The following is a 22,505-nucleotide window of genomic DNA, read 5'->3' on the forward strand; positions in this document are numbered from 1 at the left end:
TCCATATTTCGCGAACCGCACCGGCGTCGTATTCCGTGTGCTACCGGGCGATTGCCTGCGGCTTGATCTTCCTGGAGTCAAGAACCTGGTCGATCAGGCCGTAGTTCATGGCTTCGGCCGCCGTCAGGATCTTGTCACGCTCGATGTCGTTATTGACCTGCTCGGAGGTGCGGCCCGAGTGGTGGGCCAGCGTGTCTTCAAGCCAGGTCCTCATGCGCATGACCTCCGCAGCCTGGATCTCGAGGTCCGAGGCCTGGCCGCCCTGGCCGCCGGAGAGGGCAGGCTGGTGGATCAGGACCCGGGCGTTCGGCAATGCAAGACGCTTGCCGGGAGTTCCGGCCGCGAGTAGGACCGCGGCGGCGCTGGCTGCCTGGCCCAGGCAGACCGTCTGGATCTCCGGACGGATGTACTGCATGGTGTCGTAGATGGCCGTCATGGCCGTGAAGGAGCCGCCCGGCGAGTTGATGTACAAGGTGATATCGCGGTCCGGATCCGTCGACTCAAGGACCAGCAGCTGGGCCATGATGTCGTCGGCAGATGCGTCGTCAACCTGCACGCCGAGGAAGATGATGCGGTCCTCGAACAGCTTGGTGTACGGATCCTGGCGCTTGAAGCCGTAGGGCGTGCGCTCTTCGAACTGGGGCAGGACGTAGCGGCTGGACGGGAGGTTACCGGCAGACCATCCGAAGTTGTAGTTCATGTTCTTACTCCTGGGGTTTCAGTGGTTCTTTGGTGCCGGATTAGTTTTCGGAGTTCGACTGGTTGGCCGTACCGCCGCCACCGGCCACAGAACCGGCGTGCGCCGAGATCTTGTCGAAGAAGCCGTATTCCAATGCCTCTGGGGCCGTAAACCACTTGTCGCGGTCGTTGTCCTTGAGGATCGTCTCCACGGTCTGTCCGGTCTGCTCGGCCGTAAGCTCCGCCATGACCTTCTTCATGTGCAGGATCAGTTCCGCCTGGATCTTGATGTCCGAGGCCGTTCCGCCGATGCCGCCGGAAGGCTGGTGCATCAGGATGCGGGCGTTGGGGGTTGCGTAACGCTTGCCCTTGGTTCCGGAGGAAAGGAGGAACTGGCCCATTGAAGCTGCCAGGCCGGTGGCCACGGTAACAACATCGTTCGGAATGAACTGCATGGTGTCGTAGATGGCCATACCGGCCGTCACGGAACCACCCGGCGAGTTGATGTACAGGTAGATGTCCTTCTCCGGGTCTTCGGCCGAGAGAAGGAGGAGCTGGGAGCAAATGGCGTTGGCGTTCTCGTCACGCACTTCAGAGCCGAGCCAGATAATGCGCTCTTTCAGCAGGCGGTTGTAGATGTAGTTGTCCTGGGCTGCGGGATCGACAGTTGCCATCCGGGGAGCCTCTGATTGCTGTGACATAAGTACTTACCTCTCGCTGGTGCCAGTGACCTCACTGAACTTCACTACTTGGACACTAACCGTTTTCCGGGGTGATTTGTTCGCCGGAATCACGCTGTTCGCTGACGGCGCACGTTTGCTTTCAGCGCCACTGTTCGGCCTTAAAGAAAACCGACCCCGGATCAACTGATCCGGGGTCGGCCTGCGTCGTGAATTAGAACTTCACTGCTGCGGGGTCGTCGCTGGCAGGAGCGTCTGCTTCTTCCGAAGCTTCAACAGCTGCAGCTTCTCCGGCGGGGCGGACGAAGTCCGTCAGGTCAACCTTGTTGCCCTCGGTGTCGACTACCTCGGCCTGGCCCAGTACAACGGCCAGGGCCTTGCGGCGGCGAACCTCGGAAACCATCATGGGCACCTGGCCGCTCTGATCAATGATCTGGGCGAACTGGTTGGGGTCCATGCCGTACTGGCTTGCCGTGGTGACGATGTAGTCGATCAGCTCGTTCTGGCTGACTTCTACTTCTTCCTTGTCGGCAATGGCGTCAAGGATGATTTCGTTCTGGAAGGCGCGCTCGGTGTTGGCCTTGACCTCGGCGCGGTGCTCCTCGGTGTCGTGGTCACCTTCGCCGTGGGCGTTCTCCGGGTTGAAGTGGGCCTCGATCTGCTCTTCGACGACAGAGTCCGGAACCGGAACCTCAACGAGCTCAACGAGCTTGTCCAGGACCTTGTCGCGGGCCTCGACGCCCTGCTCCACAACCTTGGAGTCGGCTGCCTGCTTGGCGAGGTCCTCGCGGAGCTCTGCAAGGGTGTCGAACTCGGAAGCGAGCTGGGCAAAGTCGTCGTCGGCCTCGGGAAGCTCGCGCTCCTTGACGGCCTTGACAACGACCTTCACCTGGGCAGCTTCGCCGGCGTGGTCGCCGCCAACAAGCGTGGTGTCGAAGATGGCTTCTTCGTCGGCGGACAGACCGGTAACGGCTTCGTCCAGGCCTTCGAGCATGGTGCCGGCGCCTACCTGATAGGACAGGCCGGCAGCGGAATCGATCTCTTCGCCGTCAATGGTGGCGGTGATGTCGATGGTGAGGAAGTCATCGTTCTTGGCAGGGCGCTCAACGGTCTTCAGCGTGCCGAAGCGGCCGCGCAGTTCGTCGAGGGACTTGTCAACGTCGGCGTCGGAGGACTCAGCAGCAGCAACCTCAACCTTGATGCCGGCGTAGTCCGGCAGTTCGATCTCGGGGCGGACATCGATCTCCACCTGGAACTTGAGCTCGCCGTCGGTTGCGGACGGATCCGGAACCTCGGTGATTTCAACCTCAGGACGGCTCAGCGGGCGGACGCCGGTTTCCTGGACTGCAGCCTGGTACCAGCCGTTGAGGCCATCGTTGATGGCCGTCTCCAGGACGTAGCCTCGGCCGACACGCTGGTCGATGAGCTTGGAGGGAACTTTGCCCTTGCGGAATCCGGGAACCTGGATCTGCGAAGCAACGGTCTTGTACGCGGCATCGATGCTCGGCTTCAGTTCCTCAAAGGGAACCTCAACGTTGAGCTTGACCCGCGTTGCGGTGAGGTTCTCGACAGCGCTCTTCACAGTCTAAGTACTCCTGATTTTGTGGGTATGGGGTTCTGTCGTGTCCCGGAATCGGACACAAAACACAGAGTCGGGGTGACAGGATTTGAACCTGCGACTTCCTGCTCCCAAAGCAGGCGCTCTAGCCAAGCTGAGCTACACCCCGAACGCACAGGACAGTCTACGGGCAAGCGGGCCGGGAATGCACATTTGACACCGCCGCCGGAATTAGGTTTAGTTGTACCCGGCTTCAACAGCCACCGGGAAGTTGTCCTCGAGCAGGATATTCCTCCTGGGGACGTAGCTTAATGGTAAAGCCTCAGTCTTCCAAACTGATTACGCGGGTTCGATTCCCGTCGTCCCCTCCAGGCAAAGCGCCCCCGATCCACGGATCGGGGGCGCTTTCTTCTGTTCAGAGTCGTTTCTGTTCCGGATCGTTTCTGTGCAGCTTTGTTTCTGTCCGGATCCGGCAGAAACCTAGACCTGGCAGCCGGGGCACCAATAGAGTTTGCGGGCACCGATTTCCGTCACACCCACCAGCGTCCCGCAAGCGCGGCAGGGCATTCCCTCGCGCTTATAGACAAAGTGGGCATCGGCGTCGGGCGCCAAGACGCCGCCGCCGGTCCAGAGTGACGGGGGTGTCGTAACAATCCGGCCATCGCGGACGCCATCGGACATGGTTGCCACTGTGTCGTCCCACAGCCGGCCTGCGGTCTCGACATCAACACCTGTTCCGGGCGTCCATGGGTCCACCGCCTGCCGGAACAGCACTTCGGCGCGGTAGATGTTTCCCACCCCGGCCAACACGGACTGGTCCATCAGCAGCAGTGCTACAGCGGTCTTGCGCCGGCGCAGGCGCGCGATGAACTCCTCGCGGTCCCCGGGCCGGTTTTGGAGGGGGTCGGGCCCCAGGCGGTCCAGCACGGCTTCCGCCTCGGCAGCAGTGATCGCCGCGCATGTGGTGGCACCACGAAGATCAGCCCAGCCGTGTTTTGAGACAAGCCTGACTCGGACGGCACCCACGGGCTCCGGCGGACCGGCGTAGTCACCACCGTCCGCGCCTGAACCGCTCTCCCGCTCCCCGATGCGGCGCGGAGCTCCAATGCTTGAGGAACCAGTGAATGTGCTGTCTCCGCCAAAACTCCAGGCTCCGTACAGGCCCAGGTGCACGTGGAGGAACAGGCCGTGGTCGAAGCGGAGGAAGAACTGCTTCCCGTGGGCCGTAGCTTCCTCCAAGGTGTGTCCCGTCAACAGGCTTGCGCCGGCCACGAAACGTCCTTGGGGACTGGAGACTTCCAGGCGCTGCCCGCCAAAAACATCCTGGAATTGGCGGGCCAGCCGATGGACCGAATGTCCTTCCGGCACTACTGGACGATTTCGCCGGTGGTTTCGTACACAGCGATCTTGCCGATGCGGCGGACATGGCGCTCGTCGTTGCTGAACGGTTCCTGCAGGAAGGCTTCAATAAGCTCCGTGGCCTCTTCCACAGTGTGCTGGCGGCCGCCGACGGCAACGACGTTGGCGTCGTTGTGTTCCCGGGCCAGTTTTGCGGTGGAGAGGTTCCAGGCCAAGGCTGCGCGGACACCCTTCACTTTGTTGGCGGCAATCTGCTCACCATTTCCCGAACCACCCAGGACAATGCCAAGCGCGTGAACCCCGGCCTCCTGGTCAGCGACGACCGCAAGGGCGGCGTTGATGCAGAACGACGGGTAGTCATCCAGTGCGTCGTATTCCTTGGGCCCGTGATCCACTAGTTCGTAGCCCTTCGCAGTGAGGTGGTTGACCAAGTGGGCGCTCAGTTCCATTCCAGCGTGGTCCGTAGCGATGTGGACGCGGGGTGTAGTCACGGGAAGTCCATTCTTATCTGGCGCGCCGGTTCGGCACTGGGCAGCGGCACAGCACATGCCGGGGCGCGGCGTTGAGGGATGCGCTACCTAGGTTACCGCTACCGCGGTTGTTGGGCCTGCCCGTCATCGTGGGCCCGACGGGCAGCCCTGTTGAGAATTCCGGCAAGTTTGTCGGCTGAGGCACGCGTACCTGCGCTTAAAGCGACGCGGCCACCGTTAAGTTTCTTTACCACCACGGCCGGGCCGCTTCCCACCAGCATGGCGGTGGCGTCGTCATGGTGCCGCCAGCCCCAGCCGCCGTAGTCGGCGGCTTTGACCTCCGCGGCAGCAGCCGCAGCGATCTCGACGGCGGGAACGGTCAGGACCCGTACGATGCCTCCTGCGAAGACCTGCAGGCCTCCCCTGTCCGCCCGCACCCTGGCAAACAGGAAACAGGCCCCAACCAGCGCCGCCGCGGCCACGAGGGCGCCGAGCCATGGCACTGCGACCGCAATCAAAGCAGCAGGGAACACTGCCGAAACGATGATCATGACGAACACCGAACTTCGGGCGTGGACCCACATCCTGAGGCTGTCGTGGGCCAGCTCCGGATCCGCCAGGAGGCGCAGCTCTTTCTGGAGGGCCACGTCATCTTCCCGCGTCCACCGGGGGTCCGGTTTGAAAGCGAACATCATGACGACTCCAAGGGCCAACGCGGCTCCGCTGCCCATAGCCAGCACGATCGGGTCGACATGGGACTCGTGGGCGTCGGCAGCCCCGCTTTGGCCCACCAGGCCGGCCGCCAGGACCGTGGTGATGAACAGGCTGACCATCAGGCCGATACCCATCATGACGCGCCGCATGATCACGGGCCGGGAAATCGGGACAGCCTGCAGGAACACTGCCCAACCGCACAAGGTGATGAGCGCCGCGCCGACTGCCACATAGGCGCCGAACGGCGCGAAGGACGTGCCGCCGTCGGCACTCCACATGACCGCCACGGGGTTGGGGAGATCATTGCGGAGCATTTGGGCGCACACCACGAAGCCGATGGCAAGCAGCAGAGGAAAGGCCACCGCGAACCTTAAGGCGCGGACGTCGAGGTTTTCCCGGATCGATCCCATATTCCAACGCTACTCCGTGGGAGCGACACTGTGGTGTCCACTCCTTGCCTTCCGTCGTGGGAGTGAAAGAATAACTTCATACCAGCGGCCGGCGCACCGGCCGGTCATCCCGATCTCCGGAGGCACTACTTTGCCAGGCCTGAACCTCACGCGCGATGAAGCCGCGAACCGCGCCGAACTGCTCACTGTCGACTCCTACGACGTCACCTTGGACCTGACCCGCGGCCCGGAGGTTTTCGGCTCCACCACCGTGGTCAGGTTTTCTGCCGAGGCGGGATCCTCGACGTTCATCGATGCCATCACGCACACCGTCCACAGCGTGACGTTGAACGGCACTGACCTGGACCCAGCGGAGGTCTCCGACGGCGTCCGCATCCAGCTGCCGGCGCTTGCTGCTGAGAATGAACTGACGATCGTGGCAGATGCGCCCTACATGAACACCGGCGAGGGCCTCCACCGCTTCGTGGACCCCGTGGATGGGGAAGCGTACCTCTACACGCAGTTCGAGGTTCCGGATTCCCGGCGCATGTTCGCCGTCTTTGAGCAGCCCGACCTGAAAGCGGCTTTCACGTTCACGGTCACGGCGCCGTCGCACTGGGACGTAGTTTCCAACTCCCCCACTCCTGTTCCCGTTGAGGCTCCTGCCGCGGAAGATGGCAGCGCCCGCTCCGTATGGAAATTCGCGCCGACTCCCCGGCTCTCCTCCTACGTCACTGCCTTGATCGCAGGGCCTTACCAGTCGGTCCGTTCAGAGGTCACCAGCTCCGACGGCCGGGTCATTCCCCTGGGAGTGTTCGCCCGCAAATCCCTGATGCAGTACCTCGACGCCGACAACATCTTTGAACTGACCCGCCAGGGTTTCGAGTTCTTCGAGGCCCAGTTCGGCTGCCCCTACCCGTTCGAGAAGTACGATCAGTTGTTTGTGCCGGAATTCAACGCCGGCGCCATGGAAAACGCCGGCGCCGTCACCATCCTCGAAGGCTACGTCTTCCGCGGGAAGGTCACCGGCGCGCAGATCGAACGGCGCGCCATCACTGTCCTGCACGAACTGGCCCACATGTGGTTCGGTGACCTGGTGACCATGCGCTGGTGGAACGACCTCTGGCTCAACGAGTCCTTCGCCGAATACATGTCGCACCTAGCTGCCGTGGAGAACACCGAATTCGACCGGGCCTGGACCACGTTCGCTTCGGTGGAGAAGTCCTGGGCCTACAAGCAGGACCAGCTGCCCACCACGCACCCGATCTTCGCCGAGATCAACAACCTCGAAGACGTCGAGGTCAACTTTGACGGCATCACCTACGCCAAGGGCGCATCTGTACTTCGCCAGCTGGTGGCCTGGGTAGGCCCGGAACAGTTCATGGCCGGTGTCCGGACCTACTTCGCCAAGCACGCCTGGAAAAACACCGAGCTCGCAGACCTCATGGTGGAACTGGAAGCCGCTTCGGGCCGTGACCTCGACCAATGGGGCAAGCTCTGGCTCGAAACGGCAGGCGTGAACACCCTCGCACCCGAGGTAACCATCGATGCTGAAGGCACCATCACTGCTTTCTCCATCCAGCAGACCGCCATCGATGAGCAACCCACCCTGCGTCCGCACCGCCTCGCCGTCGGCTTCTACACGCTCTCCGGCGAAGGCAAGCTGGAACGCACCCATCGCGAAGAACTCGACGTCGACGGCCCCAGGACCGACGTGCCCGCACTGGTGGGCAAAGCTCGCCCGGACCTGATCCTGCTCAACGACGACGATCTCGCCTATGCAAAGGTGCGCCTGGACCAGCACTCCCTCGCCACAGCCAAGGAACACCTGAAGGACTTCGCAGCCAGCCTGCCCCGCACCCTGGTGTGGGGCTCAGCCTGGGATGCAGCCCGCGACGGTGAGACCCCGGCCCGCGGCTATGTGGACCTGATCCTGGCCAATATTGCCCACGAGACCGACTCTTCGGTCATCCTGGTCCAGCTCCGCCAGCTCGCCACCACCCTGACCTACTACGTCGCCGCAGAACATAAAGCCGCGACCACCATCGCAGCAGCGGACAGGCTCTGGGAACTTGCTTCGAGCGTGGAAGCCGGCTCCGACGCCCAGCTGCAATTCGCCAAGTCCTACGCCCAGTTGGCACGCAGCGAGGCACAACTGGACCGTCTCCAAGCCCTCCTGGACGGGATCGAAACCTTGGAAGGGCTCACCGTGGACCAGGACATGCGCTGGGAGCTCCTGACCGCGCTGGTGGCTGGCGGACGCCAAGGCCAGGAACGCATCGACGAAGAACTCGCCCGCGACAACACCTCCAACGGCCAGAACGCTGCCGCGCAGGCCAAGGCGGCCATTCCCACCCCGGAAGCCAAGGCAGCGGCCTGGGAGTCGATCGTGGTCAAGGGAGAACTTTCCAACGCACTTCAGTCGTCAGCGGTGGCGGGCTTCATGCGCGTCCCGGACACTTCCCTGCTGGAACCCTACGCGGAGAAGTACTTCCAGGCCGTGCCCGGGATCGTCAAGGAACGCACCCACGCACTGGCCCAGCAGATCGTGGTGGGGCTTTACCCGGCCCAGCTCACCACGCAGGCTACGGTGGACCGCACCGACGCGTTCCTGGCCGGACTTCCCGAAGAAAACGCAGCCCTGCGCCGCATGATGCTGGAAAACCGTGACGGAGTGGCACGCGCCCTTCGCGCCAGGGCGGCCGACGTCTAGGACCAGCCCGCGGGGTCCATGCGGACAGTCGGTTGTGCCTGACTAGACTGTCCGCATGGGCCTGAACGAACACCACTACGCGCTGACTGTCCGCTGGACCGGGAACCTCGGAGAGGGCACAGCGGGCTACCGCTCATATTCACGGGACCACGACGTCGAGATCCGCGGACTTCCCACACTCAAGGGGTCGGCCGATCCCACGTTTCATGGCGACCGGACGCGCTACAACCCGGAGCAACTGCTGCTTGCTGCGCTCTCGCAGTGCCACATGCTGTCCTTCCTGCACGTGGCCGTCAAGCACGGAGTGGTGGTTACCGGCTATGAGGACAACGCCGAAGGGCTCATGAAACTCAACCGTGACGGCAGCGGGCAATTCGAGAATGTGACGCTCCGGCCCCATGTCACCATCGTGGATGCCGCGCACACTGCTTTGATGCCGCAGCTTCACCATGAGGCCAACCAGGTCTGCTTCATTGCGCGAAGCGTCAACTTCCCGGTCCTCCATGAACCGATCACGACGGCGGTCGCGGCCTAACGCTGCAGCTCCCGCCAGAGCGCCACGAGCCTTTGTTCGGTCGCGCGGCCAAGGCCTGCTTTTCGCTCTCTGTCCAGTCCCCGCATCCGCTCGTCGTCAAGCGTCGCGGCCAGGGTTTCCTGCCATGGGCGCAAGGTCATTCCCGCATCCCGTGCCGCACGGTTGGAGCGGGCTTGGAAGCCATCGTGCCCCGGGGGAAGCCACAAGGGCAGTGAGTCCGGTCCCGCCCAGTAGTCCACGCCCTGCTCAACGAGCCAGTGCTCGGAGGGACGGATAACATCACTCTCTTCGGCCCCGGCAATCCGTTGGGATTCGGTGATGTAGTCACCGAAGCGAACAACATCGCCCAAGGCGTTGTACGTTCCCGTCAGCCCGCCTTCGGCCGAACGCAGGATCCAGGTTGCGAGATCCCGGACGTCAATGATCTGGGTTGCGGCGGTGGGAATGTCCGGAACCAACACCGTGTCACTGTACGCAGCGAATCTGGCCGGCCAGTAGCCATATCTGTCCGTACCGTCCCCTGGGCCGCCGATGAGTCCGGACCGGACGATGTGCGCCTTCTCCCCCACCAGGCCCAGTGTCAGGTGCTCGATGGCTGATTTGGACTCGCCATAACTTTCCGGGCCGGCCGTATGCCCCTCTGGCAGCGGCTCCAGCAGGGCCGCGCTTTCATCCGCGCCAGGTACTGAGTGGTTCGCATACACCGAACAGCTGGAGACGAACGTCCAGTGCTCCGCGACAGGTCCCAGCACCTCCAAGGCCTCGCGTGCCTGGACCGGATCCCTGGAAACGTCCACCACCGCGTCCCAGCTGTCTGCCACCTCCGCATAGGCCGCGGCACCCAAGGTGCGATCCCCCCGCAGCCACGTGGCGCCATCGGGCGGGTTGGATGAAGTACCCCGGGCAAAACAGGTGACGTCATGACCGGCGGCAACGGCCTGCCGGGCGATTTCTGCTGACAGGAAGGCGGTGCCGCCCAGGACCAGGATGCGCATACCGTCACGCTACGGCGCTAGGGTTAAACGTGGACAGAGTGTTCCGCGCCCGGCGAACACGGGCCGACCACAAGGAGTTATTCCACTTTGACCTTTATCCCCCTTGCGGAAGCCATCAACATCGAACCCGAAAAGATCGACCTCGTTTCGATCCTCATTACCGTAGGCATCGGCCTGCTGGTGTGGATCGTGGCGCGCTTCATCATCCTGCGCATCACGCGGCGCGTATCTGCCGGCAGTTCCTTCTTCAAGAAGCCGCATTTCAAATGGGTCCAGCCCGCCATCCGCGCCCTGGACCATGAGCGGCGTTCCCAGCGCGCCGAGACCATCGGCTCGCTGCTCACCAGCCTGGTAAGCGTCGTGGTGGTGGTGATCGTCATCATCTACGTCCTCAAGTTCATGAATGTGGACGTCGCGCCCCTGCTGACCAGCGTGGGGATCCTGGGTGTCGCCATCGGCTTCGGCGCCCAACAGCTCATCCGCGACTTCCTCGCCGGCATCTTCATCACCATCGAGGACCAGTACGGGATCGGCGACGTGATCGTCACCAGCGAAGTGGTTGGTACCGTTGAGTCGGTTGGACTGAGGATCACCCGCGTCCGCGCGGAAGACGGAGCCATCTGGTACCTGCGGAACGGTGAGATCCTGAGGGTCGGAAACCGTTCCCAAGGGGACTACGTGCCGCTGGAGTCACCCGACAACAGCGACGAACCAGGCGCCTCAGCAGCGCCCGTCACAGCTGGCGCATCGCGCGTCACCAAAGCCGAGGAGAAGTCCAATGAGTAACACTGCAGGCGGGGAGCCCCAGCCGGCGCAGGCGGGTCCCCGACGCCAGTTGATGCAAAACGACCCTTTCAGCCAGCCTGCGTACACGGACAGTTTCTATGCCGCCGTCGGCGGCCATGAAACGTTCGTGAAGCTCATCGACGTGTTCTACGACGGTGTGGCCACTGATCCGCTCCTGCGCCCCATGTACCCGGAAGAGGATCTTGGGCCGGCGAAGCGCCGCTTCCTGATGTTCCTCGAACAGTACTGGGGTGGGCCCACCACCTACGGCGAGGAGCGCGGCCACCCGCGTCTTCGCATGCGCCACATGCCCTTCCAAGTGACGCCCGAAGCCAAGGACCGTTGGCTGTTCCACATGCGGACGGCCGTGGACGCTCTGGACCTGTCGCCCCTTCATGAGGGAACCCTGTGGGACTACATGGAACGGGCCGCACTGACCATGGTCAACAGCCCTTCGGCAGCTCCCCGGAACTAGCCCGGAAAACCGAGGCCGAGCCCCGCGCCTGTGCGTACCAGCACATGGCCGCGGGGTCCGCTGAGCCGGTACCACCGACCATTCCTGAAGACCTGCTGCGCACCATCGCCCAGGAATCCAAGGGCGAAGGCCGCAAACGCGGACCCGGCAGGCAGGCCCCCGCCGTCGGGAAGCTCACGGCCCCAGACAGCAGCCCTTGCAGTATTGACCACCGCAGCACCTGCCGCGGTCGGAATGACGCCGGCCACCTCCGCGATGCCTGCTTCCGCGGCTGACTTGAGGTCGGCGTCGGACAATGTCCCCAGCGCCTCCCAGCCGCTGCGTGGCGCACCAACTCCGGCCCATGACTCCGAAACGGTCGACGGCGGGATGGGAAGTTCCACATCATCGGCACCGGAGCGGGCCAAACGGTCCATGACGGACGCGAGCGTTACGGTGACATCCGCGTGAGCCGGTTCAGCCAGCGCCATTGTCCTCAAGCCAAGGATCGTCGGCGTGGATTCACCCAGGATGCGCGGCCGCAGGACGCATACATAGGCAGCGAGGACGTTGCCTGCCGCCTGGAGGCGGATAGCGCCGTCGTCGATGCTTTTTGCCCGGGTGGCGAAGGTCCGCAAATCGGCGAGGTCACGGGGATCGGCGAAGCGGAAGGACTGGGTCAAGACGTCTGTCACATGATCGACTCTACCGGCATGTCCCCGGTTGAGAGGGGTCGGGGTGGCGTCTAAAGTCGAACCATGACTGAGACGAACACTGGCCTCCAGGTGGCAGCACCCGCAGAAGACCCCATGGAAGTGCTTATCGGCCTGCTGGACCTCGGTGACTTCGACGGAGCCCGGACCAATGAGGACATCTTCCTTGGTCCGTCCCAAAAGCAGCCCCGGCACCGTGTTTTTGGGGGCCAGGTGCTGGCGCAGTCGATGATGGCCGGCATGCGCACCGTGGAGCCGGACAGGGTGGCGCACTCCATGCACGGCTACTTCCTGCGTCCCGGGGATGCCAACAAGCCCATCACCTTCGGCGTTGAACGGCTGCGTGATGGCCGTTCCTTCTCCGCCCGCCGCGTGCACGCCTACCAGGACGGCGTCCCGATCCTTTCGATGATCGCCTCGTTCCAGGTGGAGGACAACGGCCTGGACCATCAGGCAACCATGCCCGAAGGCATCCCGGATCCGGAAACCCTCCCAAGCACGGCCGAGCTCTTGTCCCACTTCGACCACCCGCTGGCCCGGCACATGTCCTCCGAGCGGCCCTTCGACGTCCGCCACATCGACCCCGCGCTTTACGTATCCCCGCCAAGCGAGCATGTGGCCACCAATGCGGTGTGGATGAAGACCATGGGTCCGCTCCCTGACGACCCCAAACTGCACATCGCAGCCCTGGCCTACGCCAGCGACTACACACTGTTGGAGCCCATCCTCCGCAAACACGGTCTGTCCTGGATGACGCCGGGCATGAGCGTAGCCAGCCTGGACCACGCCATGTGGTGGCACCGGCCGGTCAAGGTGGACGAATGGATGCTTTACGTGCAGGAGTCCCCCAGCGCCCAGGGTGCCCGGGGTTTGGCCACGGGCAGGATCTTCAACCGCGACGGCGTGCATGTTGCCACCGTGGCGCAGGAGGGTATGGTGCGGATTCCATAGCGTTCGGACGCTCACGCAGTTCGGAATCACACGCAGGAAGGCCGGTCCCGTGGGACCGGCCTTCCTGTGTTCTGTACTGCCAGCTGTTCTGTACTGCCAGCGGCGGTGGTTAGTCGCGGGTCAGGCGGCGGTGCGTCACGCGGTGCGGCTTGGCGGCATCCGGGCCCAGGCGCTCCACCTTGTTCTCCTCGTAAGAGTCGAAGTTGCCCTCGAACCAGTACCACTTGGACGGGTTCTCATCGTCACCTTCGTAGGCGAGGATGTGCGTTGCCACCCTGTCCAGGAACCAGCGGTCGTGCGAGACCACCACGGCGCAGCCCGGGAATTCGAGAAGCGCGTTTTCCAGGCTGCTGAGGGTTTCGACGTCGAGGTCGTTAGTGGGTTCGTCAAGGAGCAGGAGGTTGCCACCCTGCTTGAGCGTCAGTGCCAGATTGAGGCGGTTGCGCTCACCACCGGAGAGGACACCGGCCTTCTTCTGCTGGTCCGGGCCCTTGAAACCAAACGCCGAAACGTAGGCGCGTGAGGGCATTTCCACCTGGCCGACTTGGATGAAGTCGTGGCCTTCGGAGACTACTTCCCACAGTGACTTGTTGGGATCGATGCCGCCACGGGACTGGTCAACGTAGGAGATCTTCACGGACTCGCCGATCTTGAGCTCACCGCCGTCCAGGGGTTCCATGCCGACGATCGTCTTGAAGAGCGTGGACTTGCCCACACCGTTGGGACCGATCACACCGACGATGCCGTTGCGCGGAAGGGAGAAGGAGAGGTCTTCAATCAGGACACGGTCGTCGAAGCCCTTCTTCAGGTCCTTAGCCTCGATGACCAAAGAGCCCAGGCGCGGTCCCGGCGGAATCTGGATCTCTTCGAAGTCCAGCTTGCGGGTCCGCTCCGCTTCTGCGGCCATTTCCTCGTAACGTGCAAGACGGGCCTTGGACTTGGTCTGGCGGCCCTTGGCGTTGGAGCGCACCCACTCAAGTTCTTCGCTAAGACGCTTGGAGAGCTTCGCGTCCTTCTTGCCCTGGACCTCGAGGCGGGCCTTTTTCTTCTCCAGGTAGGTGGAGTAGTTGCCCTCGTAGGGGTAAAGGTGGCCACGGTCCACTTCCGCGATCCATTCAGCCACGTGGTCCAGGAAGTACCGGTCGTGGGTGACGGCAAGTACTGCGCCGGGGTACTGGGAAAGGTGCTGCTCCAACCACAGCACACTCTCGGCGTCCAGGTGGTTGGTGGGCTCGTCAAGGAGCAGGAGGTCCGGCTTCTGCAACAGGAGCTTGCACAGTGCTACGCGGCGGCGCTCACCACCGGAAAGGACGGTGACGTCGGCGTCTGCAGGCGGGCAACGCAAGGCGTCCATAGCCTGCTCAAGCTGGGAATCGATATCCCAGGCGTCAGCAGCGTCAATGGCTTCCTGGAGCTTGCCCATTTCATCAAGCAGCGTGTCGTAGTCCGCGTCCGGGTTGGCCATCTCTTCCGAGATTTCGTTGAAGCGCTGGATCTTGCCGTAGATCTCGCCAACGCCTTCCTGGACGTTGCCCAGGACGGTCTTCTCCTCGTTCAGCGGCGGTTCCTGCAGGAGGATGCCCACGGTGTAACCGGGGCTCAGGCGGGCCTCGCCGTTGGAAGGGGTGTCCAAACCGGCCATGATCTTCAGGATGGTGGACTTGCCAGCACCGTTCGGGCCCACGACGCCGATCTTCGCGCCAGGGTAGAACGACATGCTGACGTCGTCCAGAATAAGTTTGTCGCCAACGGCCTTGCGAGCCTTGGTCATCGTGTAAATGAATTCCGCCATGCCCTTAAATCTAATGGGTAGGCGTACATAACTCACATTCGCTGCCTGAGGCCGGGCTAGCGGGCGTCTCCTACGAAGCATTTTCCGGTTGAGAGCACGGGCAACACCGTGACCACAACGCCGCCATCGCGTATCTGCCCCATAACGCAGGATTTCCCGGCCAGGGTGGCCGCTTCCATGGCGTCAACGTCAAGGCCGGTGGGTGTGCGGCTGACTGATACCTCGATATTCTCCTGGGGAATTCCTGCAGATACCAATGCGGCACGCAGCGCCTCCCTGTCCGGTTTGGGATTCCCGGCCACAAGGTTCTTAAGCGTGGACTCGACGGTTGATGTCGTTGCAGCCACAGCTGGATCTGCAGTGTTGGAAGGGGCCTCCGCGGCGCTGGCGGACGCGCTGGATCCAGGGCTGACGGGCGAGCTTGCGCCACTGCTGGCGCCCGGAGCGGTGGACCCCACCGGGGTGGTTGGAGGCCCGGGTGTGGCCGTGCAGCCTGTAACCAGGACAAGAGCGGCGACCAGCATTGACCACCCCGCCAGACGGACCTTGGTGGTGGACGCCGGCGCCGGCCCGCGATACTTCGAAGTGCTTCCCCTGCTTATCACCTAGTCATTGTGCCATTCACAGGCGACCTCGACGGGCGTACCGTGTGCACCGGAAGGGTTCCCGACGGCGGGACGCGGAAATGGAGTGCACATTATGAGCGGACAAGCTTCAGAGGCCGTTGCGTCTGCCACGATCGACGCGCCGCTTGAAAAGGTCTGGGACGCCCTGACTGATCCGGCCCTCATCAGGCAGTACTTCCTGGGGACCAACGTCACTACGTCCTGGCGCGTGGGCGAGCCGATTACCTACGAAGGCGAGTACAACGGCAAGACCTACGAAGACAAAGGAACCATCCTGGTCTTCGACCCTCCTGTCAGGCTCAAGACTACGCACTTCAGTCCCGCCTCCGGACTTGCCGATATACCGGAAAACCACCACACCGTTGAGTACCTCCTGGCGGGAACACCGGATGGAACCACCGTGACCATCACCCAGGGGAACAACTCAAGCGAAGAAGAAGTGGCGTCTTCCACCGCCACCTGGCAACTGGTGCTGGGAAACCTCAAGGAGTTCCTGGAGTCCACCCCCTGAAAAAACACCCTCCCTGGAAAGTATCCAAGGAGGGTGAATGGTGCCCCAGGAGGGAATCGAACCCCCGACCGGCGGATTAGAAGGCCGCTGCTCTATCCCCTGAGCTACTGGGGCGCACTGGCTCGATGACCACCCGGGCCGCTCGCGCCACAAAGAGTTTACATGCGATCGCTGGGTCATCCGCCATCTCCACGCTGGCTGCCTCCATTCCTCAACAACGGGCCTGGGCCCGAAGTTATTCACATAGCGCAGGACCGCACTCCCATCCGGAACGTCGCTGGACAAGGCTATAGATGCCGGACAGGCACTTCCCTACATCGTGAAGGACCACCAATGAATGACATGATCACCGTCAGGGGCTTTGTGGCCTCGGACGTGAAAAGTTCCACGACTACCCGTGGTACCGCTACTGCGTCGTTCCGCCTCGGAACCACTGAGCGCCGATACGACCGCGCGAGCAACACCTGGGTGGACGGCAACACCAACTGGTACACAGTGCAGTCGTTCCGTTACCTTGCCGGCCACGTGGGCTGCAGCATCAAGAAAGGCCAGCGGGTCTTGGTCGTCGGGAAGCTGCGGCTACGGCAGTGGGAGCACGAGGGCCGCGTCTACCATGTGGCCGAGATCGATGCCGAATCTGTTGGCCACGACCTCATGTGGGGCTCTGCCAACTTCACCCGGATGAACGGAGCCTCGGCACCTGTAGATTCGGGTCCCTCCGTGGATGACTCCGGCAATCCCGCGAATCGCAGCGACTGGGAGGGCGAAGACGAGGAGCAGTCTCCCCCGGAGGAAGAAACTGTACCCGCAGGGCTTGACGGTACGGGTGGCGACAGTTCCCTGTTGGTCAACACAACAACCGGCGAACTGGTGGGTGCCGGCGCTTGAAATGTCCGCCCGGCATCCGGCCGTCCAGGCGGATGCCGGCCAAGTGCTCCGGACAAGGGCGGGCCCCGACAGTGCCGGTACCGGTCGTGGTGGTACTGGTTGTACTGAACCTGCGGGGTTGGTACCAAAGGTTCGCCCTTGCCGCCAACGACCCTAAAGTTGGGGCATGTCCACTACTGAACTCGTTGAGTCCATTCGCTTAAAGCTGCGTTCCGAGGCCGACCCGGAGCGCGCACGTGGCGCACAGGCGTACATGAAGTCAGAAATGCCCTCATACGGCGTCACAGTGCCTGGGGTGCGCAGAATCGTAAAAGCGGCTGCCAAGGCATTCCCACCGACGTCACCGGAAGACTTGCGCAGTGCTGCCCTGACACTGTGGCGGGAAGCAGAGGCACGTGAGGAGCGCTACGCGGCCATTGACCTCACCGGTTTGCGGATGGTCAAGGAAGATCTGCTCATGCTGCCCGTGTACGAAGAAATCATCCGGACGGGTGCCTGGTGGGACCTCGTTGATGGCGTATCGCACCGGATCTGCGCCCTGCTGTTGGCCCATCGGGACACCATGACCCCGGTGCTGCTTAGGTGGGCCGAAGACGGAGACATGTGGATCCGCAGAGCAGCCATCACTTCCCAGCTCGGCGCGAAATCAGCTACTGACCGGGTCCTGCTGGCACAAGCCATCACGGCAAACCTGGCGGACAAAGAATTCTTCGTTCGCAAGGCCATCGGCTGGGCACTACGGGAGTTCAGCAAGACCGATGCGGACTGGGTCCGTGGATTCGTCCAGGAGAACGCGCAAGCCCTGAGCCCCTTGTCCGCCAGGGAGGCCACTCGGCTGCTCAAATGATGGGGCGCAGCCCCGGCTCGTCGCGCTTGCGGAACAGGCTCTTGGTCTTCGGGTCAACAAAGATCAGGTAGACGGCAAAGAGGAGCGCAATAATGGCCGCCGCATTCCTGGCCAGCGTGAGCGCCAGGCCCAGGTCTTCGCTTTGCAGGTAGGGGAAGACGTCCAATTGGTCGGAGATGGCGTAGACCATGAAGAACGACACGATAAAGTAGACGGCCTTGACCTGCCAGTCGTTGCGGATACCCGTAACGGCAAAGAGCGGTATCAACCACACCACGTACCAGGACTGGATCATGGGTGCCAGGATAACGATGGCTGCAAACGCCAGCGTGAGGCGACGCATCAAGCGGTCGTAGTCGCCGCGGAAGATCTGCCAGGCGACGGCTCCAACCATCAGGACCTTGCCGGCGTCGTAAACCCATTTCGCCATGCCCCAACCGTCCAGGCCGAAGACATTGAAAATCGAGGCCACAACCAAGCCGATCAGCCCCACTGGGGCGTACCAGATCCAGATGCTGCCAGGAGCGGAAAGACCGTTGATCCAGCCGAATCCGAAACCGTTGACCAGGCTGAGGGCGTACAGCAGCCCGAAGCTGATGCCGGCCGTCAGGAACCAGTACAGGAATTTCCGCGGCCAGGAGGCGCCCTTGCCGGCCCACAAGAGTCCAATGAACGGCAGGAAAACAATGGTTATCGGTTTGACCGAAATCGAGAGCGTGACCAGCACGATGCCAAGAATCACACGACGCGTAGCGCAGTAGTAGAGACCTGCCAGCGCGAGACCGATCATCAGGGCGTCGTTGTGGACGCTGGCAATGAAGTTGGTCAGGAAGAGCGGATTCGCCGCTGTCAGCCACAGTGCCCGATGCGGATTTACACCGTGGAGTTCAGCCAGCTTGGGTACGTAGATGATGCAGAGCACGATGCCCACCAAAGCCACCATCCGGAAAAGCATGATGCTGGCTTCGGGCTGGACATTGGTCACCCACACCACGAACTGCTCGATCCACAAGAACAGCTGCCCATAAGGGACCGGCGCTTCCGTCCACATCTTGTCGGCACCCAGTTGGAAATAATTAGGGAGGGCCGAGATCCCGTTCTTGTACGGATTCATGCCTTCCACCATCAGACGCCCCTGGCCGATGTAGGCGTACACGTCCCTGCTGAAAAGCGGAACCGTGAACATCATGGGCAGTCCCCACGCCACAACGGCCTGGAGCGTGGCCTTGCGCGCTTCCAGCCCCCACACCCGGACCCGTTGGCCCAGACGCAGCCAGGCCCGGACCAGCAGCATTCCACCAATGGCGAGCAGAACGATGGAGAGAGCGACGCCCGCGCCTTCGGTACGCATCCAAATAAAAAGCGGCAGTCGCCTGAGTTCGGATACCGGAGCCAGCCAACCAACGCCCAAGGAACCGAACACCATGAACATCGAACCGATGAACCCGGCAATCAGCGGCGAACGTGCGTTATCTACCTCGCTGGCTGCAGCATCCGCCGTCGGCGCTGCTGTCCCTGCCTTCTGGGCGGCGGGTACGGGCACCGTCATGTAGTCGTCATCCAATCGTTCGCCCGGTAAATTCGGGACAAAAGTTCTGCGTCTTCGGGGCTTCCGCAGCAGGAAGAAACGACACTGCTGCGCTCAAAAATCGTACCATCGGAGCACTTGGAACCGGCTGAAGGATAGGCTAGGCGCGTGCCTATTACTAATGAACGCATCGTCTGGATCGACTGCGAAATGACCGGCCTGGACCTCAAGAACGACGCCCTGATCGAGGTTGCCGCCCTGGTGACGGATTCCGAGCTCAACATCCTTGGCGACGGCGTGGACGTCGTGATCAAGCCGGATGATGCCGCACTGGAACAAATGAATGACTTTGTGCGGGACATGCATACCCGATCCAAGCTCCTTGATGAGCTCCCGCACGGAAAGACCATGGCTGAGGCCGAAGCCCAGGTTCTGGAGTACATCGAGAAGTGGGTCCCGGATCCCCGCAAAGCCCCCTTGGGTGGAAACTCCGTGGGAACGGACCGGATGTTCCTGGCCCGGGACATGCCGAACATTGTTGAGCACCTCCACTACCGAGTTATCGATGTCAGCACCATCAAGGAACTCTCCCGGCGTTGGTTCCCGCGCGCCTACTTCCAGTCGCCCGCAAAACACGGTGGGCACCGCGCGTTGGGTGACATCAAGGACTCCATCGACGAACTCCGCTACTACCGCGAGGCAGTGTTCGTCGCCGCTCCGGGGCCCGATACCGCAACGGCGCAGCGCATTTCCAAGGACATCATGGCCAGCGCCGAAACCCTGGGATCCAGCAATCCGGTGTGATCTGCGCCATTTTTGAAGGTTTTTTCGCCAAAACCGGCAAAAGTGGACTTTGCACCCCAAAACAGCAGGTAAGCTATTTGTCGTTGCCTTCGAGGAAAGCCGGTCCAACGGACTAGCCCGAAAAGGCACATGGTGGGCTTAGCTCAGTTGGCAGAGCGCCTGGTTGTGGTCCAGGAGGTCGCGGGTTCAACCCCCGTAGCTCACCCCACCGAGATTGGCTGCAGAGCCGGTTTCCACAAAGGCCGCACCGGTAACCCGGTGCGGCCTTTGCTTTTAACCCGATCCGGTACGCCCCGGACCATAGCGATCACTAAGGAAGAACTGACATGACCGTCCTGCCAGTCACTATCTGGGGCGAACCTGTTTTGCACCGCCGGGCCAGCGAAGTCGAAATTTTCGACGACGAACTGCGCACCCTGATCGCTGACATGTTCGAGACGAACGATGCCGCCAACGGTGTGGGCCTCGCCGCCCCTCAGATCGGCGTTGGCAAACGCATCTTCGTCTACAAGTACGAGAACGACGACGACGTCCCGCCTCAAGGCGTCGTAGTGAACCCGGTCCTGACGCTTTCCAAAGTTTCCGGTGCCCTTCCGGATCCTGACGAGGACGTTGAAGGCTGCTTGTCCTTCCCTGGCGAGTACTACCCTTTGCAACGTGCTGATTGGACCCGGGTCCAGGGTTTTGATGGCGACGGCAACCCCGTGGAATTTGAAGCGACCGGTTGGTTCGCCCGGATTCTTCAACATGAATACGATCACTTGGACGGCAAGCTCTACGTCAACCGCCTGGTGGACCGCTATGCCAGGAAAGCGATGAAGCAGGCCAAGAAGAACGGTTGGGGCAAGCCCGGCCTGACCTGGATGCCCGGCGTCGATCCCGATCCCTTCGGACACTAGGGCCATGGACACCAGCGCGCACGCCGAGCTGTTCAAACTCCTGGACATCAGCGCCGAGGACGCGCCGGAGTGCGCCCGTCTGCTGGCCACTCCCCCGGCCGCGGACGTCGTCCGCGCGTTGGACGCCCTGCAGGGCAGGCTGGGAACTTTTCCGCTGCACAGCATCACGGCAGAGGGTGCATCGGAAGCGACCTGGATAGAAGCACTGCTTCGCTTCGCCCCGTCGGTCCACGACTATCATGCCGGCCTGGGAATCGGCGTGGACGTCTCCGCTGCGTCCCTGGCAGACGTCGGACTGCAAATGCGGATCAACCGCCGGGTCCATGGGCGTTTTGGGCTCGACACCTGGTCCTGGCTGACGCTGCACATGGCCGGCAATCTTTTCAGGCTCGGCAGGCTGCAGTTCCATCTGGTGCCTGATGAGGGTTACGCCTCGGGCTGGGTGCTGGGTGTGCATATCCCCGAAGACGGCGGGCTCTCCCCCGCTTTGGTGGACGAGAGTTTCGCAGAGGCCCGGGATTTCTTCGCACGCCACTTTCCTGACAAGCCGGTGGCAGTGGCCACCTGTGACTCGTGGATGCTCGATCCCTATCTGGCAAAGCAGCTGCCAGAGAGCAACATCGCCTCATTTGCCCGCCGCTTTACCGTGGACCGCTGCACGGACGCAGCCACGGATGCCGTGTACTTCACCTTCCGGCAGCGCGGCATGCACGACCTGGAGAAGCTCCCGCGGGAAACGTCACTTCAGCGCGTAGTTCTGGAGAGAATCGACGACGGCGGCACTTGGCAACTCGGGCATGGTCACCTGGCGTTGTAGATCGTCTGCTGATCCGGGCAGGAAGATAGAACGCTCTTCATGGCGTCTTTCTCCGCTTGGGTGACCCACAACCGGTAGGCCGTCTTCACCGAGATCTGCCGGGCAATGTAGTGGCAGCGGAAGTTCTTGTTGGCCGGCAGCCACGTCGCGGCGTCGCCGGCCCCTTTCTTGACGTTTGCCGGACCATCCGCCGCAATCAAATTCAGCGGGTCGTTGGCGAGGGTCTGCCTCTGCTGGATGGTCAGCTGCTGGGCGCCTTTTTGCCACGCGTCGGCCAGCGCCACCACATGGTCGATTTGCACGGCGGAGCTGGTGTCCTGGCCCCTAGTGAAGGATATTTGCCTTCCCGTGTAGGGTTCGTCCAACGTTCCGGAGGCCACCTTGCAGGAGGAGCCGTCCATGAACTTGACTGCACTCAGGTCGCGCCGGAGGATGTCGTTGCGGGTGTCGCAACCGTTCCGGTCCGCATCGGCCCACGCTTGTCCAAAGGCGGCCCTGTCATAGTCCGTTTTCGGTGCCCGCCCTTTGACCGGCAGATGGTCCAGGGCCTCGGAGGCCTTTTCGGGTACGACCGCCGCCGCGCCGCGCACAGGCTTCATCCATTCGGGGTTGTAAACCGGAGCTTCGCTGGGGCCGGACTGCGGAGGTTGAGCTGCTTCAAACTGGCCCACGGTGAAGAACCAGGACAGCCCGGCGACAATGGTAGCGGCAGCCAGTGCCAGAACCGCCCACGCTTGACGGGAACGGCGGCGGGCGCGTTTATAGGCGGACCAGGTGATGCTCAAGGGACTCCATCCA

General features: G+C 62.5%; 24 protein-coding genes and 4 tRNA genes. 14 read left to right on the forward strand and 14 right to left on the reverse strand.

All coding sequences use genetic code 11. The features are described from left to right. Nucleotides 1–40: 40 nt before the first annotated feature. The 4 genes from HMI60_RS04320 to HMI60_RS04335 form a co-directional block, all read right to left on the reverse strand. Entirely contained in the window at nucleotides 41–700 is a 660-nt protein-coding gene (locus HMI60_RS04320; RefSeq protein WP_018777832.1) for an ATP-dependent Clp protease proteolytic subunit, read from the reverse strand. Nucleotides 701–740: 40 nt separating this feature from the next. Beyond that, nucleotides 741–1,352 carry an ATP-dependent Clp protease proteolytic subunit gene (locus HMI60_RS04325; RefSeq protein ID WP_305082345.1) on the reverse strand — a complete coding sequence of 204 codons (612 nt, stop codon included), beginning with the start codon at nucleotides 1,350–1,352 and terminating at the stop codon, nucleotides 741–743. A gap of 220 nt (nucleotides 1,353–1,572) precedes the next feature. After that, a complete protein-coding gene (gene tig, locus HMI60_RS04330) occupies nucleotides 1,573–2,940 on the reverse strand; it encodes a trigger factor (protein ID WP_193590621.1) in 1,368 nt (455 codons plus the stop codon). Nucleotides 2,941–3,010: 70 nt separating this feature from the next. Further along, nucleotides 3,011–3,085, reverse strand: a tRNA-Pro gene (locus HMI60_RS04335). Between the two features lie 128 nt (nucleotides 3,086–3,213). On the opposite strand from HMI60_RS04335, the gene HMI60_RS04340 reads away from it, so the two are divergent. Further along, nucleotides 3,214–3,287, forward strand: a tRNA-Gly gene (locus HMI60_RS04340). Between the two features lie 109 nt (nucleotides 3,288–3,396). On the opposite strand, the gene HMI60_RS04345 is transcribed toward HMI60_RS04340, so the two are convergent. The 3 genes from HMI60_RS04345 to HMI60_RS04355 form a co-directional block, all read right to left on the reverse strand. Further along, a complete protein-coding gene (locus HMI60_RS04345; RefSeq protein WP_193590622.1) occupies nucleotides 3,397–4,284 on the reverse strand; it encodes an Fpg/Nei family DNA glycosylase in 888 nt (295 codons plus the stop codon). Then, complete coding sequence (locus HMI60_RS04350) at nucleotides 4,284–4,766, reverse strand: ribose-5-phosphate isomerase (protein ID WP_193590623.1); 483 nt, start codon at nucleotides 4,764–4,766, stop codon at nucleotides 4,284–4,286. The genes HMI60_RS04345 and HMI60_RS04350 overlap by 1 nt, the downstream gene beginning before the upstream one ends. A 98-nt stretch (nucleotides 4,767–4,864) precedes the next feature. Further along, nucleotides 4,865–5,869, reverse strand: coding sequence for a hypothetical protein (locus tag HMI60_RS04355; RefSeq protein ID WP_193590624.1), 1,005 nt, complete (start codon nucleotides 5,867–5,869; stop codon nucleotides 4,865–4,867). Nucleotides 5,870–5,999: 130 nt separating this feature from the next. Here HMI60_RS04355 and pepN point away from each other — a divergent pair, with 130 nt between their 5' ends. Together pepN and HMI60_RS04365 are read left to right on the forward strand one after the other, a co-directional pair. After that, nucleotides 6,000–8,561, forward strand: a complete 2,562-nt coding sequence (gene pepN / locus HMI60_RS04360) for an aminopeptidase N (RefSeq protein WP_193590625.1) — start codon at nucleotides 6,000–6,002, stop codon at nucleotides 8,559–8,561. A gap of 55 nt (nucleotides 8,562–8,616) precedes the next feature. Beyond that, a complete protein-coding gene (locus tag HMI60_RS04365; RefSeq protein ID WP_193590626.1) occupies nucleotides 8,617–9,096 on the forward strand; it encodes an OsmC family protein in 480 nt (159 codons plus the stop codon). Here HMI60_RS04365 and HMI60_RS04370 read toward each other — a convergent pair. Then, complete coding sequence (locus HMI60_RS04370) at nucleotides 9,093–10,091, reverse strand: NAD-dependent epimerase/dehydratase family protein (RefSeq protein WP_193590627.1); 999 nt, start codon at nucleotides 10,089–10,091, stop codon at nucleotides 9,093–9,095. The genes HMI60_RS04365 and HMI60_RS04370 overlap by 4 nt on opposite strands. Before the next feature lie 87 nt (nucleotides 10,092–10,178). Here HMI60_RS04370 and HMI60_RS04375 point away from each other — a divergent pair, with 87 nt between their 5' ends. Beyond that, entirely contained in the window at nucleotides 10,179–10,877 is a 699-nt protein-coding gene (locus HMI60_RS04375) for a mechanosensitive ion channel family protein (RefSeq protein WP_018777841.1), read from the forward strand. Next, nucleotides 10,870–11,352, forward strand: coding sequence for a globin (locus HMI60_RS04380; protein WP_018777842.1), 483 nt, complete (start codon nucleotides 10,870–10,872; stop codon nucleotides 11,350–11,352). The genes HMI60_RS04375 and HMI60_RS04380 overlap by 8 nt, the downstream gene beginning before the upstream one ends. On the opposite strand, the gene HMI60_RS04385 is transcribed toward HMI60_RS04380, so the two are convergent. Further along, on the reverse strand, nucleotides 11,349–12,026 hold the full coding sequence (locus tag HMI60_RS04385; RefSeq protein WP_018777843.1) for a hypothetical protein: 678 nt from the start codon (nucleotides 12,024–12,026) through the stop codon (nucleotides 11,349–11,351). The two genes, HMI60_RS04380 and HMI60_RS04385, sit on opposite strands and share 4 nt — an antisense overlap. A gap of 63 nt (nucleotides 12,027–12,089) precedes the next feature. On the opposite strand from HMI60_RS04385, the gene HMI60_RS04390 reads away from it, so the two are divergent. Further along, entirely contained in the window at nucleotides 12,090–12,995 is a 906-nt protein-coding gene (locus tag HMI60_RS04390) for an acyl-CoA thioesterase II (protein WP_018777844.1), read from the forward strand. Nucleotides 12,996–13,104: 109 nt separating this feature from the next. Here HMI60_RS04390 and ettA read toward each other — a convergent pair whose 3' ends face one another. Next, nucleotides 13,105–14,787 (reverse strand): energy-dependent translational throttle protein EttA, encoded by a 1,683-nt coding sequence (ettA, locus tag HMI60_RS04395; protein WP_018777845.1) that lies wholly within the window; start codon nucleotides 14,785–14,787, stop codon nucleotides 13,105–13,107. Nucleotides 14,788–14,843: 56 nt separating this feature from the next. Further along, complete coding sequence (locus HMI60_RS04400; protein ID WP_227453651.1) at nucleotides 14,844–15,134, reverse strand: hypothetical protein; 291 nt, start codon at nucleotides 15,132–15,134, stop codon at nucleotides 14,844–14,846. Between the two features lie 13 nt (nucleotides 15,135–15,147). Between HMI60_RS04400 and HMI60_RS04405 the strand changes: the two genes are divergently transcribed. Together HMI60_RS04405 and HMI60_RS04410 are read left to right on the forward strand one after the other, a co-directional pair. Then, on the forward strand, nucleotides 15,148–15,396 hold the full coding sequence (locus HMI60_RS04405) for a hypothetical protein (RefSeq protein ID WP_193590628.1): 249 nt from the start codon (nucleotides 15,148–15,150) through the stop codon (nucleotides 15,394–15,396). A 90-nt stretch (nucleotides 15,397–15,486) separates the two neighbouring features. Then, nucleotides 15,487–15,924 (forward strand): SRPBCC domain-containing protein, encoded by a 438-nt coding sequence (locus HMI60_RS04410; RefSeq protein WP_079582166.1) that lies wholly within the window; start codon nucleotides 15,487–15,489, stop codon nucleotides 15,922–15,924. 38 nt (nucleotides 15,925–15,962) lie between these two features. On the opposite strand, the gene HMI60_RS04415 is transcribed toward HMI60_RS04410, so the two are convergent. Continuing rightward, nucleotides 15,963–16,038: transfer RNA gene (locus HMI60_RS04415), tRNA-Arg, on the reverse strand. Nucleotides 16,039–16,257: 219 nt separating this feature from the next. Here HMI60_RS04415 and HMI60_RS04420 point away from each other — a divergent pair. Both HMI60_RS04420 and HMI60_RS04425 read left to right on the forward strand, forming a co-directional pair. After that, on the forward strand, nucleotides 16,258–16,812 hold the full coding sequence (locus HMI60_RS04420) for a single-stranded DNA-binding protein (RefSeq protein ID WP_193590629.1): 555 nt from the start codon (nucleotides 16,258–16,260) through the stop codon (nucleotides 16,810–16,812). 166 nt (nucleotides 16,813–16,978) lie between these two features. After that, complete coding sequence (locus HMI60_RS04425; protein ID WP_193590630.1) at nucleotides 16,979–17,659, forward strand: DNA alkylation repair protein; 681 nt, start codon at nucleotides 16,979–16,981, stop codon at nucleotides 17,657–17,659. On the opposite strand, the gene mptB is transcribed toward HMI60_RS04425, so the two are convergent. Then, a complete protein-coding gene (gene mptB / locus HMI60_RS04430; protein ID WP_018777851.1) occupies nucleotides 17,652–19,208 on the reverse strand; it encodes a polyprenol phosphomannose-dependent alpha 1,6 mannosyltransferase MptB in 1,557 nt (518 codons plus the stop codon). The two genes, HMI60_RS04425 and mptB, sit on opposite strands and share 8 nt — an antisense overlap. Nucleotides 19,209–19,355: 147 nt before the next feature. Here mptB and orn point away from each other — a divergent pair, with 147 nt between their 5' ends. From orn to HMI60_RS04450, 4 genes are all read left to right on the forward strand, one after another. Continuing rightward, nucleotides 19,356–19,991: an oligoribonuclease gene (gene orn, locus HMI60_RS04435; RefSeq protein ID WP_079582149.1), complete on the forward strand. Its 636-nt coding sequence runs from the start codon at nucleotides 19,356–19,358 to the stop codon at nucleotides 19,989–19,991. 132 nt (nucleotides 19,992–20,123) lie between these two features. Further along, nucleotides 20,124–20,199: transfer RNA gene (locus HMI60_RS04440), tRNA-His, on the forward strand. Nucleotides 20,200–20,317: 118 nt separating this feature from the next. Further along, complete coding sequence (gene def / locus HMI60_RS04445; protein ID WP_064722265.1) at nucleotides 20,318–20,890, forward strand: peptide deformylase; 573 nt, start codon at nucleotides 20,318–20,320, stop codon at nucleotides 20,888–20,890. 4 nt (nucleotides 20,891–20,894) lie between these two features. Continuing rightward, nucleotides 20,895–21,707 carry an acyltransferase domain-containing protein gene (locus HMI60_RS04450; RefSeq protein ID WP_193590631.1) on the forward strand — a complete coding sequence of 271 codons (813 nt, stop codon included), beginning with the start codon at nucleotides 20,895–20,897 and terminating at the stop codon, nucleotides 21,705–21,707. Here HMI60_RS04450 and HMI60_RS04455 read toward each other — a convergent pair. Then, nucleotides 21,692–22,492, reverse strand: a complete 801-nt coding sequence (locus HMI60_RS04455; protein WP_193590632.1) for an HNH endonuclease family protein — start codon at nucleotides 22,490–22,492, stop codon at nucleotides 21,692–21,694. The genes HMI60_RS04450 and HMI60_RS04455 overlap by 16 nt on opposite strands. Nucleotides 22,493–22,505 lie beyond the last annotated feature (13 nt).

The organism is Paenarthrobacter sp. YJN-D (genome assembly GCF_015040335.1).
GTDB lineage: Bacteria > Actinomycetota > Actinomycetes > Actinomycetales > Micrococcaceae > Arthrobacter > Arthrobacter nicotinovorans.

Excerpts from the sequence above, each read along its gene's own strand:
- HMI60_RS04355 (WP_193590624.1), bottom strand. The coding sequence starts at position 5,869 with ATGGGATCGATCCGGGAAAACCTCGACGTCCGCGCCTTAAGGTTCGCG.
- HMI60_RS04380 (WP_018777842.1), top strand. The coding sequence starts at position 10,870 with ATGAGTAACACTGCAGGCGGGGAGCCCCAGCCGGCGCAGGCGGGTCCC.
- mptB (WP_018777851.1), bottom strand. The coding sequence starts at position 19,208 with ATGACGGTGCCCGTACCCGCCGCCCAGAAGGCAGGGACAGCAGCGCCG.
- HMI60_RS04425 (WP_193590630.1), top strand. The coding sequence starts at position 16,979 with ATGTCCACTACTGAACTCGTTGAGTCCATTCGCTTAAAGCTGCGTTCC.
- HMI60_RS04450 (WP_193590631.1), top strand. The coding sequence starts at position 20,895 with ATGGACACCAGCGCGCACGCCGAGCTGTTCAAACTCCTGGACATCAGC.
- HMI60_RS04325 (WP_305082345.1), bottom strand. The coding sequence starts at position 1,352 with ATGGCAACTGTCGATCCCGCAGCCCAGGACAACTACATCTACAACCGC.
- ettA (WP_018777845.1), bottom strand. The coding sequence starts at position 14,787 with ATGGCGGAATTCATTTACACGATGACCAAGGCTCGCAAGGCCGTTGGC.
- def (WP_064722265.1), top strand. The coding sequence starts at position 20,318 with ATGACCGTCCTGCCAGTCACTATCTGGGGCGAACCTGTTTTGCACCGC.
- HMI60_RS04320 (WP_018777832.1), bottom strand. The coding sequence starts at position 700 with ATGAACTACAACTTCGGATGGTCTGCCGGTAACCTCCCGTCCAGCCGC.
- HMI60_RS04420 (WP_193590629.1), top strand. The coding sequence starts at position 16,258 with ATGAATGACATGATCACCGTCAGGGGCTTTGTGGCCTCGGACGTGAAA.
- HMI60_RS04410 (WP_079582166.1), top strand. The coding sequence starts at position 15,487 with ATGAGCGGACAAGCTTCAGAGGCCGTTGCGTCTGCCACGATCGACGCG.
- HMI60_RS04365 (WP_193590626.1), top strand. The coding sequence starts at position 8,617 with ATGGGCCTGAACGAACACCACTACGCGCTGACTGTCCGCTGGACCGGG.
- HMI60_RS04390 (WP_018777844.1), top strand. The coding sequence starts at position 12,090 with ATGACTGAGACGAACACTGGCCTCCAGGTGGCAGCACCCGCAGAAGAC.
- HMI60_RS04370 (WP_193590627.1), bottom strand. The coding sequence starts at position 10,091 with ATGCGCATCCTGGTCCTGGGCGGCACCGCCTTCCTGTCAGCAGAAATC.